The organism is Blautia sp. RTP21359st1_E11_RTP21359_211015 (assembly GCF_040910705.1).
Classification (GTDB): Bacteria; Bacillota; Clostridia; order Lachnospirales; family Lachnospiraceae; genus Blautia_A; species Blautia_A fusiformis.
This window is the reverse complement of the sequence record NZ_JBDGAB010000001.1, coordinates 44,530-58,366: the sequence shown is the minus strand read 5'-3', so window position 1 is coordinate 58,366 and position 13,837 is coordinate 44,530. Positions and strand designations below refer to the sequence as shown.

Annotated in this window: 12 protein-coding genes, 1 tRNA gene and 2 pseudogenes; 11 read left to right on the top strand and 4 right to left on the bottom strand. The window is 44.4% G+C overall.

Annotation, left to right across the window (positions count from 1 at the left end):
* The first annotated feature begins 83 nt into the window (after positions 1–83).
* From AB5026_RS00290 to AB5026_RS00260, 7 genes are all read left to right on the top strand, one after another.
* On the top strand, positions 84–896 hold the full coding sequence (locus tag AB5026_RS00290; protein WP_270652197.1) for a xanthine dehydrogenase family protein subunit M: 813 nt from the start codon (positions 84–86) through the stop codon (positions 894–896).
* Positions 893–1,363 (top strand): (2Fe-2S)-binding protein, encoded by a 471-nt coding sequence (locus tag AB5026_RS00285; protein WP_015524717.1) that lies wholly within the window; start codon positions 893–895, stop codon positions 1,361–1,363. The genes AB5026_RS00290 and AB5026_RS00285 overlap by 4 nt, the downstream gene beginning before the upstream one ends.
* A complete protein-coding gene (locus AB5026_RS00280; protein ID WP_173740486.1) occupies positions 1,360–3,654 on the top strand; it encodes a xanthine dehydrogenase family protein molybdopterin-binding subunit in 2,295 nt (764 codons plus the stop codon). Before AB5026_RS00285 ends, AB5026_RS00280 begins: the two co-directional genes overlap by 4 nt.
* Position 3,655: 1 nt before the next feature.
* Complete coding sequence (locus tag AB5026_RS00275; protein ID WP_092068974.1) at positions 3,656–4,720, top strand: DUF6077 domain-containing protein; 1,065 nt, start codon at positions 3,656–3,658, stop codon at positions 4,718–4,720.
* Between the two features lie 34 nt (positions 4,721–4,754).
* Positions 4,755–5,585, top strand: a complete 831-nt coding sequence (locus tag AB5026_RS00270; RefSeq protein ID WP_368212589.1) for a hypothetical protein — start codon at positions 4,755–4,757, stop codon at positions 5,583–5,585.
* Positions 5,586–5,792: 207 nt separating this feature from the next.
* Positions 5,793–5,864, top strand: a tRNA-Arg gene (locus AB5026_RS00265).
* 57 nt (positions 5,865–5,921) lie between these two features.
* Entirely contained in the window at positions 5,922–6,842 is a 921-nt protein-coding gene (locus AB5026_RS00260; protein WP_022426066.1) for an SH3 domain-containing protein, read from the top strand.
* A 65-nt stretch (positions 6,843–6,907) separates the two neighbouring features.
* Here the strand turns inward: AB5026_RS00260 and AB5026_RS00255 are convergent, their stop codons facing one another.
* Complete coding sequence (locus AB5026_RS00255) at positions 6,908–7,444, bottom strand: N-acetylmuramoyl-L-alanine amidase family protein (protein WP_368212588.1); 537 nt, start codon at positions 7,442–7,444, stop codon at positions 6,908–6,910.
* 112 nt (positions 7,445–7,556) lie between these two features.
* On the opposite strand from AB5026_RS00255, the pseudogene AB5026_RS00250 reads away from it, so the two are divergent.
* The 3 genes and pseudogenes from AB5026_RS00250 to metA form a co-directional block, all read left to right on the top strand.
* Positions 7,557–8,207 (top strand): annotated as a pseudogene (locus AB5026_RS00250) (pseudouridine synthase); the annotation flags it as partial.
* A gap of 85 nt (positions 8,208–8,292) precedes the next feature.
* Positions 8,293–10,254: an NAD-dependent DNA ligase LigA gene (gene ligA / locus AB5026_RS00245; protein WP_022426064.1), complete on the top strand. Its 1,962-nt coding sequence runs from the start codon at positions 8,293–8,295 to the stop codon at positions 10,252–10,254.
* Between the two features lie 91 nt (positions 10,255–10,345).
* The gene (gene metA / locus AB5026_RS00240) at positions 10,346–11,278 is read left to right on the top strand and encodes a homoserine O-succinyltransferase (protein ID WP_015524726.1); all 933 of its coding nucleotides are present in this window, start codon (positions 10,346–10,348) and stop codon (positions 11,276–11,278) included.
* A gap of 535 nt (positions 11,279–11,813) precedes the next feature.
* Here metA and AB5026_RS00235 read toward each other — a convergent pair.
* The 3 genes and pseudogenes from AB5026_RS00235 to AB5026_RS00225 all read right to left on the bottom strand — a co-directional run bounded on the left by AB5026_RS00235 (position 11,814) and on the right by AB5026_RS00225 (position 13,246).
* Entirely contained in the window at positions 11,814–12,440 is a 627-nt protein-coding gene (locus tag AB5026_RS00235; protein WP_022426063.1) for a hypothetical protein, read from the bottom strand.
* 80 nt (positions 12,441–12,520) lie between these two features.
* Positions 12,521–12,832, bottom strand: a pseudogene (locus AB5026_RS00230) (Bro-N domain-containing protein); the annotation flags it as partial.
* A gap of 150 nt (positions 12,833–12,982) precedes the next feature.
* On the bottom strand, positions 12,983–13,246 hold the full coding sequence (locus AB5026_RS00225) for a DUF6809 family protein (RefSeq protein ID WP_129974955.1): 264 nt from the start codon (positions 13,244–13,246) through the stop codon (positions 12,983–12,985).
* A gap of 109 nt (positions 13,247–13,355) precedes the next feature.
* Here AB5026_RS00225 and AB5026_RS00220 point away from each other — a divergent pair, with 109 nt between their 5' ends.
* Complete coding sequence (locus AB5026_RS00220; protein ID WP_021650856.1) at positions 13,356–13,586, top strand: helix-turn-helix domain-containing protein; 231 nt, start codon at positions 13,356–13,358, stop codon at positions 13,584–13,586.
* Positions 13,587–13,837 lie beyond the last annotated feature (251 nt).

Here is a 13,837-nt window from a genome sequence, read left to right as displayed (position 1 = left end):
TAGCTGACAGTCTGTTAAAATAAATGCTCGGCTGAAAAAACAGCCGTAAAGAAAGAGAATGAGAATTCAGAAGGGAATAAAGTATGCTGAAGATAAAGAATTACGTAAAGGCAGAAAGCCTTGAACAGGCATATGAACTGAACCAGAAAAGAACAGCCTGTGTGCTGGGCGGTATGGTCTGGCTGAAAATGGGAAACCGGAACATTATGACAGCCATTGATCTGTCAGGTCTTGGGCTGGATACTATTACAGAAACAGAAGAAGCATTTGTGATCGGCTGCATGACACCACTTCATGCGCTGGAAACCCACAAAGAGCTGAATGCCTATACAAACAGTGCTATCCGTGAAAGTGTACGGCACATTGTGGGTGTGCAGTTTCGAAACTGTGCCACAGTGGGCGGAAGTATTTTCGGAAGATTCGGATTTTCCGATGTACTGACCATGTTTCTGGCACTGGATACCTGGGTGGAGCTGTACAATGGCGGAACCATTCCGCTGGCACAGTTTGCATCCATGGAAAAGGATAACGATATCCTGGTAAATATCATTGTAAAAAAACAGCCGCTGAACAGTGTGTACTTAAGTCAGCGGAACAATTCCACAGATTTTCCTGTGCTCACCTGTGCGGCCGCTCTTATTGGCGGAAAAGCAAGAACTGTCATTGGGGCCAGACCCGGAAAAGCAATGATCGTGGAAGATGAAGAGGAAATCTTAAAAGATTTTGTACAGATGAATGCACAGCAGAAAAAGGATGCAGCAGCATCTTTTGCCGCATATGCGGCGGAACATGTTCCTACAGACAAGAACATGCGTGCTTCAAAAGAATACAGAAGTCTTCTTGTGAAAGTCCTTACAAGAAGAGCCTGGGAAGAGATCGGAGGGAGAGCAGAATGAATATCACTTTCTGGCTGAATGGTGTAAAACGGCAGGCAGAGGTACGTCCGGATGAACTGCTTCTGGATTTCCTGCGGAAAAACAGCTGTTACAGCGTAAAACGTGGCTGTGAGACTGCAAACTGTGGTCTCTGTACTGTGCTGATGGATGAACGTCCGGTACTGTCCTGCTCCATGCTGGCTGCCCGCGCAGACGGGAAACGGATCGTGACTCTGGAGGGAATGCAGGAGGAAGCAAAGGAATTCGGCGCTTTTATGGCAAATGAGGGAGCAGAGCAGTGCGGCTTCTGCAATCCGGGATTTATCATGAATGTATTTGCCATGTTAAAGGAACTGGAAGATCCCACAGAAGAGGATATCCTGGAGTATCTTTCCGGAAATCTGTGCCGTTGCTCGGGATTTGTGGGACAGACCAGAAGTATCCTGAAATTTCTCGACTATAAAAAAGGACAGGAGGAAGGAAAATGAAATACGTAAACAAGCCGGTGCCAAAAACAGATGCAATGTCGCTGGTAACCGGAAAACCGGTCTATACCGATGATCTTGCACCTTCTGACTGCCTGATCGTCAAGATCTTAAGAAGTCCTCATGCCAATGCCTGGGTGGAAGAGATCAAGACAGAGGCTGCAAAGAAGATCGAGGGGATTGCCTGTGTTCTGACCTATGAGGATGTTTCCCACAAAAGATTTACTCTGGCCGGGCAGACAGCGCCGGAGATCAGTCCATGGGATCGTTATATCATAGATAAGCATGTGCGTTTTGTAGGGGATCCGGTTGCCATCGTAGCCGGTGAGACAGAAGAGGCAGTAGATAAAGCCCTGAAACGCATTAAGGTAAAATATCGTGTGGAGGAAGCGGTTCTGGATATCCACACAGCCAAGGATAATCCCATTCTGGTGCACCCGGAGGATGACTGGTATATGCCGATCCCGGCCGGCGGAGATAATAAGCGTAATCTCTGTTCCTCCAATGTAGAAGAAGTGGGTGATGTGGATGCCATGCTGGAAAAATGTGCGTATACAGTAGACCAGGTTTACCACACAAAGGCAAATCAGCAGACCATGATGGAGACCTTCCGTACCTACTGTTATATGGACCATTTTCAGAGACTGACGGTGGTTTCTTCCACCCAGATCCCGTTCCATATCCGAAGGATCGTAGGAAATGCGCTGAACATTCCGTCTTCCAAAGTTCGTGTGATCAAGCCTCGTATCGGCGGGGGCTTTGGTGCAAAACAGTCTTCTGTCAGTGAGGTTTTCCCGGCACTGGTAACATGGGTTACCGGGCGTCCGTCCAAGATCGTTTTTTCCAGAAAGGAATCCATGATCGCGTCTTCTCCGCGTCATGAGATGGAAGTCCATATCCGTATGGGTGCAGACGAAAACGGTATTGTAAAGGCAATCGATCTTTATACTCTTTCCAACACCGGTGCCTATGGAGAGCATGGGCCTACAACCGTAGGACTTTCAGGCCATAAATCCATTGCGCTGTATCGTCATACGGAAGCCTACCGTTTTGCTTATGATGTTGTTTACACCAATATGCAGGCAGCTGGCGCTTATCGTGGCTATGGTGCCACACAGGGTATTTTTGCTGTGGAGTCCGCAGCAGATGAGCTGGCTCATAAGATGGGGATGGATCCGGTAAAATTCCGTGAGCTGAACATGCCTATGGAGGGAGAGGCACTTCCGGGATATCCGGATGTACCGATCAACGGCAGCTGTACCATGGATAAATGCCTCGCCCGTGCAAAGGAAATGATCGGATGGGATGAGAAATATCCGTTCCGTGATATGGGTAACGGCAAAGTACGGGGTGTCGGTATCGCTATGGCTATGCAGGGCTCATCTATTGCAGGGATCGATGTCGGCGGAGCAGACATTAAATTAAATGAGGATGGTTCCTATACCCTGGCACTTGGATGTTCTGATATGGGAACCGGCTGTGATACCATTCTTGCTCAGATGGCAGCAGACTGTCTGGATACAGATATGAAAAATATCGTGGTATTCAGTGTGGATACAGATATTTCTCCCTATGATTCCGGTTCTTATGCATCTTCCACAACCTATGCAACCGGAAATGCCGTGATCCAGGCCTGCGGAGAACTCAGAAAGAGAATCCACGCTTTTGGCGCACAGATGCTTGGAGTATCTGCAGAGGATTCTGATTTTGACGGAGAAAAAGTCCGCACAGAAGACGGAAAAGAGGTAACGCTGCAGCAGATTGCAGGAAAAGCGACCTGTGGAGTCTGCAGTGAGCTTCAGGTTGTAAAAGAATATTCTTCTCCGATCTCTCCGCCACCGTTTATGGTAGGTGCCGCTGAAGTGGAGGTCGATAAAGAGACCGGACAGATCGATGTCATTGATTATGTGGGCGTGATCGACTGTGGAACTCCGATCAATCCAAATCTTGCCAGAGTGCAGGCAGAAGGCGGTATCGGTCAGGGAATCGGAATGGTTCTGTATGAGGATGTGCAGTATACAGATAAGGGAAAGATCCGTAACAATTCTTTTATGCAGTATAAGATCCCCAACCGTATGGATATTCCGAAGGTGCGGATCGAGTTTGAGAGCAGCTACGAGAAGACAGGTCCTTTCGGTGCAAAATCCATTGGTGAGCTTGTGATCGATACACCTTGTCCGGCTATTGCCAATGCGGTTTATAATGCAACAGGTGTACGTGTCAGAGAGCTCCCGATCACTCCGGAGAAGGTTGCAATGGGAATCCTTGCCAGAGAAGCCGGAGAGAAGGTGTGAAATGCAGGAGCTGATACTGGCAATTGCCGGACTGATCCTGGAGCTGCTGGTATTTTTCTGTGCAGGAAGTCTGCTGACACGGATACTGAAAATGAAGGCGGAAGTAACCATGGAACTGGTCTTGGGATATCTTCTGTATTTTGCGGCTTTTGAGATACTTGCAGTTCCTATGACACTGAAATGGGTAAAACTGAGTACCTTTTCGTATCTGTGGATGGTGATCATGGCAGCTTGTGTACTGGCAGCATGTCTGTTTGCGCATAAACTTTGGAAGGGACAGCTGGACCGGATAGGAGAAACATTTCGGAAGCATTCACTGCTGCTGCTTTTGACCGCTGCGGCAGTGATCCTGCAGTGTTTTCTGGTGGCTGCATATCAGGACGTTACTGCAGATGCAACACATTATATTGGTGCAGTAAGCACTTCTGTGTATACAGACACTCTTGCCCGATACAGTCCGCTTACCGGTGTTATCCAGAGAAATTTTAATCTCCGCTATGATCTTTCTGCATATCCGATGAACAATGCGGTGTGGTGTGTCCTTCTGGGCATCCACCCGATCGTTCAGTCCAAGGTCGTGATGTCTGTGATCAACATGCTGATGATCAACCTTCTGATCTACCAGATCGGAAAAAGCTTTTTTCGTGGAGATGAAAAAAAAGCAGACCTGATGGTTCTTTTTGTGTGTCTGATGCAATTGTTTTCTTTTTCTATCTATACAACAGGAACCTTTGCGTTTATGCGGGTTTATGAAGGGAAGGCCCTGCTGGCAAATATTTCCATTCCGGCAGCGCTTCTGGTAAGTATACGGCTCTGGCTCAACAAAGATGGCAGAAATAAAGAGAGCTGGGTGCTGCTTTTCATTGCTGCAGTCAGTGCGTTGACGTTTTCAGGATCCTCCCTTATTTATCCTGCAGTAGTCAGTACGGCGATCCTTCCGGTGATGGTGCTGAAGAAAAAGCTTTCCTACGCGATTCCCTATGCGCTTTGTATGCTGCCGGGATTTTTGTATGCCCTGGTTTATTTTTCGGCGAAGCTTGGATGGATCGCATTTCCGGCATCATAAGAAACTGGGAAGATACCATAGATAGGAGAAGAAAATGGCGGGAGTAACGATCGAAGAACTGGGATTGCGTTTTGTGCAGATCTGTATGGAGAATTACTGGAGTGGCTGTCTGCTGCCTGTATTTTTTCTGGCAGGTATACTCTGGGATATTTTTTACCGCAGGAGAAAAGAATCCAGAGTGTTCCTGTATTATCTAGTCTTTCTGGCACTTACGGTATATAATCCGGTTCTTGTAAAAGATGTGATACCAAAGGTACATTTTGAAAGTGAATATTATCGTTTTATCTGGATCCTTCCGGTGATCCCGGGTGCTGCCTATTATGCTGTACGGATCGTGGAAGCGGTAAGGTTTCGATGGCTGAAGGCTGTAACAGCGCTGATCCTTGCGGCAGTGATCGTCACTACGGGGACACCTGTTCCCGGCATTGCAAAAGATTATGTGATGGCGGAAAACATCTATAAAGTCCCGAATGAGCTGCGCTCAGTATGCGATGTGATCCATCAGGACTGCGATAAAGAACAACCCAAGGTTGTTTTTGACAATGAGCTGAATCTGGTGGCTAGACAGTATGATCCGTCACTGATCCTTGTTCTGGATCGTAATTTTATCCTGTATCGTGCAGGAAGTACTGTGGTAGGAAACTACGAAAACAGCAAGGCCTACCAGATCCAGAAAGTGATCATGGATGTGATAAGTTATCAGATGGATGTAGGGATCGATAAGTTCCGGCAGGTATTGAAAAGAACGGAAACCGATTATCTTGTTCTTCCGGTAGATCTTACAAATCATGACTATATCCGTCAGGCAGGATGTACCCCTATTGCGCAGACAGAAAAATATGTGGTATACAGGTTTGAAGGGTGAATATATTCGCCCTTCTGGCCTGGAAAAATGACTAAAGTGCGTAAAATGATACGGAGAACGGAGTGAACAGCAACCATAAAATGTGTGATGAATATGTACTGTTTAAAAAAATCTTTACAATTTCATGGATTTGTGTTAAAATCATAAACAGTGTAAACCTACTTTGATAATTTCATACCTGAATTTAGAAGTTATGTTTTTCATTATGCACCTGTAGCTCAGTGGATAGAGCAGTGGTTTCCGGTACCATGTGCGGGGGTTCGATTCCCTTCAGGTGTGTTACCCGGAACAGTGGGAATTGTTCCGGCGTGTTGTTATGATAAGGAGGACAAGAACTTGGATGATTTCAGAGAATGGTTATCAGATAACCTTCGCTATTTTATGTTAGGCGGAGCCATTCTGGTGATCGTGCTTGTTCTGATCTTTGGCGTCCGCGCCTGTGTTGGAGGTAAGAAGGGGAATTCCAATAAAGATCAGACAACAGCCCAAAGTAACCAGGAAAATGATCCTTCTTCTCCGGCAAATGATGGGGAGACAGACGAGAAGAAAGACGCCAGTTCCGCGGCAGATACGGATGCGGAGACAACCATGGAAAAAGCCAGCACGGAAGTAACCGAGCTGATTCAGAGCTATTATAAAGCTTTTGGGGAAAAAGACATTGCAACACTTAAGACGATTGAGGACGGATTTACGCCGGCTGACGAGTCGCAGATTAATTCAAGGGATTATATTGATGGGTATGAAGTACAGAATGTTTACGCTAAGAAGGGACTGACGGACGATTCGTATGTCGTTTATGTAGTCTTTAATTATATCTGTACTGGAATTGAGACTCCGGTTCCGGCACTGAGCCAGTTTTATGTGGAGACGGGCAGTGACGGCAATCTGAAGATTAAAGGTGGTGCTGATGACGATGCAGATATCAGTGCCTATGTGAAAAAACTGGAATCTGAGAAGGATGTGCAGGAGCTTATCACAAAGGTAAAGACGGACTATGAAGCTGCGCAGGAGAGTGATCCCTCTCTGGCAGAATTCCTTCAGGGCCTTGGTGAAGATGCCAGTGCTTCCGCAGATGCAGGAACAATGCTTACAGTTACAGAGGATTGTAATGTTCGTGCTTCCGCAGATTCAGAGGGTGAGGTTATCGGTGGTTTTTCTGCAGGAACGGAAGTTGAAAAGAAAGGGCAGGAAGGCGACTGGATACAGGTTGATTATGATGGACAGACCGGTTATGTCTATAGTGGTCTGTTAGAATAATAAGGGTTAATAAAATGCAGGTTCCGGAAGAACCTGCATTTTTGTTGCTCTGATATAACGAAAGATCATTTTTTGAGTGAACCGTCTGCTGCCAATGTGTATTTTTTTCCATTTACGGTGATGGTTCCGGTCTGCATGATTCCGTCTTCGTCCAGATAATAACGTTTTTTGCCTAGGGTGATCCAGCCGGTCTGCATGATTCCGTCCTTATTGAAATAATATCGATGACCATCTGTGTCGGTAAGCCATCCGGTATAGGCGGTTCCGTCAACCATAAATTTCCAGTTGGTGCCATCCGGTGTCCAGACTCCGTTTTCTGCCTCCGGCGAAACCTTTTCTGTTTCGGGAATCTCTGTGGGAACAGGAGACGGTGTGGCTGAAGGTGAGGGAGCGCCGGAAGATATCGATGCATCTGTATGGTGATCGCGATCTGAACTTAGTTCAATAGTCGAAATATCGCTGGTATTTATGGAAACTACGGAGGTACTGCTGCTTTCAAAAGGACCGGCCGATGACTGGGTAAAGAGAATACCGCAGATCAGACACAGGAAAACAGCGACAAAGATCAGCAGCCGGTTCATACGTGGAGTATGCTCTGACATGTTTTTCCTCCTGATATTTAAGTATATTTCTGTTTATCATACAATAATGAGAAAGAAAATACAAGAAAAATAACCGGTTGCGAACACGTGGGAAAAAATATATAATAGAACAATGGACGAAAAAATCAGAATCAATAAATATTTAAGCGATATAGGAGTCTGCTCAAGAAGAGAGGCAGACCGACTGACAGAAGCGGGGAGAGTTACTGCTAATGGAGAACTTGTTTCCACAGGAATGAAGATCCTTCCGGATGCGGAGATCTGTATTGACGGAAAGCCTGTAAAAAAACAGGAAAAAAAGATCCTGCTTCTTTTTCATAAACCAAAAGGGATTGTCTGCAGCACCAGACAACAGCGGAATGAGATGACAGTAACAGAATATCTGGATTATCCGGTGCGGATCTATCCCATAGGACGGCTGGATAAAGATTCCGAAGGACTGCTTCTCCTTACCAATGAAGGAGATCTGGTGAACCGTATCATGAAGGCGGGGAACTACCATGAAAAGGAATATCAGGTGACCGTGAATAAACCGGTGACAGAAGAATTTATCCGTGGTATGGGCGGCGGAGTGCCGATCCTTGATACGGTCACACGTCCCTGCAAGGTTACAAAAACAGGGAAAAACAGTTTTCGTATCATCCTTACCCAGGGTCTGAACCGCCAGATCCGTCGTATGTGTGAATATTTCGGATATAAAGTCGTAACACTGAAACGTGTTCGGATCATGAATCTGTATATTGATGGCCTGGAAGAGGGGAAATATCGTGAGATCCGGCCGGAAGAACGAAAAGAACTGGAGGAGATGCTTTCCTCCGAAAAATCAGAAAAAAGGACGGGAGGAAGCCATGAACGAATCATCCATAAAAAAAATGAAAGAGCTGGGAGAAAAGCTCCGGGAAGCGTCCAGGGCCTATTATCAGGAAGACAGGGAGATCATGTCCAACGTGGAGTACGACGCCCTGTACGACACTCTGAGCGCACTGGAGAAAGAAACAGGGATCGTTCTGGCAGACAGTCCAACCGTTAATGTAGGATATGAGGCAGTGGAGCAGCTCCCCAAGGAGGAACATGAGAGACCGATGCTGTCTCTGGATAAGACCAAAGAGAGAGAAGCTTTGAGAGAGTTTATCGGGGAACATCCTACACTTTTATCCTGGAAGCTGGATGGCTTAACGATCGTGCTTACCTATGAAAACGGAGAGCTTATAAAGGCAGTTACCAGAGGAAATGGTATTGTGGGAGAGGTTATTACCAATAATGCCAGAGTATTTAAGAACATACCTCTGAAAATTTCTTTTAAAGGGAGACTGGTACTTCGCGGAGAAGCCATCATTACCTATTCGGATTTTGAAAAGATCAACGAAACTATCGGAGATGCAGATGCCAAATACAAAAATCCCAGAAATCTCTGCAGTGGTTCTGTCCGCCAGCTGAATAACGAAATTACAGCGAAGAGAAACGTTCGGTTTTATGCTTTTTCTTTAGTGAGTGCGGAAGGCGTAGATTTCCGGAATTCCAGGGAGGTGCAGTTCCGGTGGCTGAATGAACAGGGCTTTGAGGTTGTGGAATATCGAAAAGTCACAGCGGAAACTCTGGATGAAGCGATGGATTACTTTGCGGAAGCAGTTACGACCAATGATTTTCCGTCAGATGGGCTTGTGGCATTGTATGATGATATTGCTTACGGAGAATCTCTGGGAACTACGGCCAAGTTTCCAAGGAACGCCATGGCATTTAAATGGGCCGATGAGATGCGTGATACGAGACTTCTGGAGATTGAGTGGAGCCCGTCCAGGACCGGACTGATCAATCCGGTAGCAATTTTTGAGCCGGTGGAACTGGAAGGAACCACAGTGAGCAGGGCCAGTGTGCATAACATCAGTATCATGAAGGAACTGAAGCTGGGGATTGGAGATACCATTCGTGTATACAAAGCAAATATGATCATTCCTCAGATCGCGGAAAATCTGACCGGAAGCGGTAATGCACCGATCCCGCATACCTGCCCGGCCTGCGGACAGGAAACGGTAGTGAAGAAAGAAAACGATGTGGAATGTCTTTTCTGCGTCAATCCGGAGTGCCCGGCCAAGAAAATCAAATCCTTTGGGCTTTTTACAAGCAGGGATGCCATGAATATCGACGGACTTTCCGAGGCAACACTGGAGAAATTTATTGCCAGGGGATTTATCCATGACTTTGGCGATATTTTTGAGATCAGCCGGTATAAAGATGAGATCGTGGAAATGGAAGGCTTTGGGCAGAAATCCTATGATAATCTTATGGAAAGTCTGGAACGGGCGAAAGAGACTACACTTCCAAGAGTGATCTACAGTCTTGGGATCGCAAATATCGGTCTGGCTAATGCAAAAGTGATCTGCCGCCATTTTGACAATGATCTGGACAGGATACGTCATGCCAGTCTGGAAGAGGTCAGTGATATTGATACCATCGGGCCGGTCATTGCCGGAAATCTGGTAGCTTATTTTAGGGATGAGGATAATGATCGCCGCCTGGATCATCTGATGAGCTTTCTTCATATTCAGGAGGACAGTCCCAAACAGGAACAGATCTTTGAAGGAATGAATTTTGTGATCACAGGAAGTCTGGTGCACTTTGAAAATCGAAGTGAGGCCAAAGAGCTGATCGAATCCCTGGGAGGCAAGGTTACCGGTTCAGTTACCAAAAAGACCAATTATCTGATCAATAACGACATCCAGTCCAATTCATCCAAAAACAAAAAGGCAAGAGAACTGGGGATTCCGATCCTTTCAGAAGAAGATTTTCGGAAACTTGCCGGAGTGCAGTAAAGGCCGTACAGACTGGAGATACTTTTTATCTGAAGAAAAAAGCCGAGCGGCTCCTTTATAAGAGACGCTTTATATATAAGGAGGGCAAACAATGCCGATCAAAACACAGGGGGATCTTCCGGTAAAGGAGATCCTGGAGAGAGAAAATATATTTGTAATGGACGAAAAACGTGCCATGCACCAGGATATCCGTCCGATCCATATTCTGATCCTGAATCTGATGCCGCTGAAAGAAGAAACAGAGCTGCAGCTTCTGCGTTCTCTTTCCAATACACCGCTGCAGGTGGATGTGACATTTATGGCTGTGGAGAGCCATGAAGCCAAGAATACATCTCTCAGCCATCTGAACAAGTTTTATGAAACATTCACCGATATAAAGAAACGTAAATTTGATGGAATGATCATCACAGGAGCACCGGTGGAGCAGATGCCTTTTGAGGAAGTGGATTACTGGAATGAGCTGACTGAGATCATGGATTGGACTGAGAAGCATGTGACTTCCACGATCTTTCTCTGTTGGGCAGCGCAGGCCAGTCTTTATCATTTTTATGGCCTGGAGAAAAAACCTCTGGATAAGAAAATGTTCGGACTTTTCCAGCACAGGGTACTGAACCGTAAGATCCCTCTGGTCCGGGGCTTTGATGATGTATTTCTTGCGCCGCATTCCAGACACACAGAAGTTCCTATTGCAGATATCCATGCATGCAAAGACCTTACGGTCCTGGCGGAAAGCGAAGAGGCTGGTCTGTTCCTTGCAATGGCAGAGGGAGGACGTAAAATCTTTGTTATGGGACATCCGGAATACGACCGCGTGACTTTGGATGGCGAATATAAGAGAGACCTTGCCAAGGGTCTGCCTATTGAAATCCCGAAGAACTATTACAAAGATGACGATCCAAACAACAAACCACTCCTTACCTGGAGGGCCCATGCCAACAACCTGTATACGAACTGGTTGAATTATTACGTATACCAGAGTACTCCGTATGACCTGTACGGGACACCGGATTTCAGGGAAATTTAAGGAATATGAAACCCGCATGGTTGAGCCATTTCCCGGGATTTGACACAAAAAAGTCCGAGGGCGAATAACTTCACGTAAGTTACCGTAATTTCACGTAAGTTTTTACAAAAATGGGGTAAAAATGGCGTAAAGAACAAGAAAAAATGGCGTAGAGAAAATCCTACATATACGATGGAACCTTTTCAGCAAATAACCCATCTGTCGTAGTATATGAGAGACGAATTTCAAGGCTCATGATAAGTCGAGACTGTAGAGGTATAGTTTGCGGACAAGTCATGAGCCTTTTTTTACTTTTTATTCTGAACTTTTATGCCAAATTTTCATATCGTTTATCTGTTATTTATCCAGTATTCACATCTTCACCGGGACTTGCATATATAGCTGCCCTGTGAGTACGTATTTGATCTGTAAAGGGATTGAAAGCGTTAAGACGAGGATTTGTTCGCTTGAAAAATAAAAACGGATTATAGGACGAATTACAAGGCCGAAAAAAGAGCAGATCCCCGATTTAGGAATCTGCCCCTCTATGAAAAGACTAAAGAGAGTTCTTTTTATTTACAGTTTGTTTGATATTGGTAATAATGAAGCCGTTTTTGTTATTGGCTTTTTTTAAATATATTTTGTATGTTCCCATATACCCATAGTTTTTCTTGGTCATCCAATTATAAAAGTAAAGATTATATGTTACTTCGTATGTCTTGGAACCTGTTTTCATGATCTTTTTTACGACACCATTTGGAGAATCTTCGCCCCAGTTACCGCCAGTATAAACAATCTTACCATTCTTATTACAAAGCAAGTAAGAAGGATTTCTAGGGATACCATATTTTGTAAATTTCGTAAATTTTACGGTAGAAGTATTGAAGTAAAGCTTCAGTTGTGGCTGAATTTTTTTCTTTACGTAAGAAATATTTTTCTCCCACAAATTGTAATTTTTCATAGTTACCATGGTTGTTCTGGCGTAATCATCGAATTTGAAATATTGCCTTCTACCACAACAGTAAGCAAAATAACTGTCAAATCCTTCTAACATCTTAGTAACCGATTTGCGGTATGTTTTTGTTACGTCTTTTCTGGTGGCTGCTGATGCTGAGATCGGGAGTGAGAAGATCATGATAACAGACAAAAGAATGATAAGTGATTTTTTGAGCTTCTTTTTCATAGATGTTTCCTCCTTCAATGATTCTTGATATCATAAGAATACTGCAAATGATGAAGGAGAACAAGGTAAAAATAATTTTCTAAGTATCCACCATGTTTCCGGATACACGGCAATACCTCAGATGTTACCCAGCGTTTGAAACGTTTTGCAGATTCAAGTTTACTGCTGAGGATGAGAGAATAGAGACCGGATTCATTGATAATGGTCATTTTCTGGATTCCAGAGGGGGTGTCGTGATTCACGACGCCCTTATCTTCGACATCCACATGACGACTTAATGCATCTCTTGTATTACTATATCCCAACGCCATTGCCACATCTTTTCCCACGAACCAAGGTTCTCCATCTTTCTCAATGCAGCGCAGATTTCCGAATTCTGGATGATTAAAGATTTCGCACTGGGAAGTGGAAGAAGGGGTACAAAAACCAGATACCTGAATTAGGTATAAGGTTTTATATAATTTGCGTACCCTGCCACCAAATTTACTTATTGACCTGCACCGTCGATTTGACAGGTCAGCTTTTTATATATTATAGCATACTTACACATCTTTCCCAAACACCTCACACATCATCTTCACTCCAAGACAGAAGCCGTTTCTGAAATTCTGCTCCAACTCGTCTGTCAGAAGATTAAGGTTCTCATTCATGACCTGATCCAGAGCGGCAGCCTGATCTTCTGTGAGTTGTTCTTTAAGAACATGATAACCATGTAAAGCCTGATCCTTATGTATACGGTACTTGTCCAGGGTGTCCAGTGTGGCTGCACTTACATGTGAGTTGTAAAGCTGATCTATGATATCCATAATGCTATATTCCTCTCTAATACGATTGTTTCTATCTAGTGACAATAATATCATGTTTTCCAGATATACTCAATACAAAAGTTACTAATTAGTCACAGGAGTATATCTTATGCAGTGGATTTTACAGGACGTTCCAATAGGTAGAAATATCCAGAACATACGGATGAAAAAGAACATGACACAGGCTGAAGTCGTAGGTCAGTTACAGTTGATGGGAAGCAGTATGTCCAGAAGTACACTTGCTAATATTGAATCGGGCAGAAGAAACATAAAAGCCAGTGATCTTAAAGCATTGCAGAAATTATTTGCTGTAGACTATGAGGAATTTTTTGAGGACTAAGAGGATAAAATCTTATCTCATAGAACAAAATGAACTAAAAATATCAATACTGATATCTGGTAATAATTACCGAAAATTACGATCCGTTTTTAGACTAATTGCTGAAATATATAAATTTTCTTTACAACTTCAACTAACGGTGCTATGGTTAAAATGATTACAGAAGAAATGTGCTGTAAGCGTACCTTACAAAGTCTTGGAAAATAATTAGTAAATGTATATTCCTTCTTTGCGCTCGTTGAGAAGGTAGT

Bases quoted from the DNA above. Each gene is read 5' to 3' on its own strand.
- AB5026_RS00225 (WP_129974955.1), bottom strand. From the start codon at position 13,246: ATGGATATCATAGATCAGCTTTACAACTCACATGTAAGTGCAGCCACA.
- metA (WP_015524726.1), top strand. From the start codon at position 10,346: ATGCCGATCAAAACACAGGGGGATCTTCCGGTAAAGGAGATCCTGGAG.
- ligA (WP_022426064.1), top strand. From the start codon at position 8,293: ATGAACGAATCATCCATAAAAAAAATGAAAGAGCTGGGAGAAAAGCTC.
- AB5026_RS00270 (WP_368212589.1), top strand. From the start codon at position 4,755: ATGGCGGGAGTAACGATCGAAGAACTGGGATTGCGTTTTGTGCAGATC.
- AB5026_RS00275 (WP_092068974.1), top strand. From the start codon at position 3,656: ATGCAGGAGCTGATACTGGCAATTGCCGGACTGATCCTGGAGCTGCTG.
- AB5026_RS00255 (WP_368212588.1), bottom strand. From the start codon at position 7,444: ATGTCAGAGCATACTCCACGTATGAACCGGCTGCTGATCTTTGTCGCT.
- AB5026_RS00280 (WP_173740486.1), top strand. From the start codon at position 1,360: ATGAAATACGTAAACAAGCCGGTGCCAAAAACAGATGCAATGTCGCTG.
- AB5026_RS00235 (WP_022426063.1), bottom strand. From the start codon at position 12,440: ATGAAAAAGAAGCTCAAAAAATCACTTATCATTCTTTTGTCTGTTATC.
- AB5026_RS00285 (WP_015524717.1), top strand. From the start codon at position 893: ATGAATATCACTTTCTGGCTGAATGGTGTAAAACGGCAGGCAGAGGTA.
- AB5026_RS00290 (WP_270652197.1), top strand. From the start codon at position 84: ATGCTGAAGATAAAGAATTACGTAAAGGCAGAAAGCCTTGAACAGGCA.
- AB5026_RS00220 (WP_021650856.1), top strand. From the start codon at position 13,356: ATGCAGTGGATTTTACAGGACGTTCCAATAGGTAGAAATATCCAGAAC.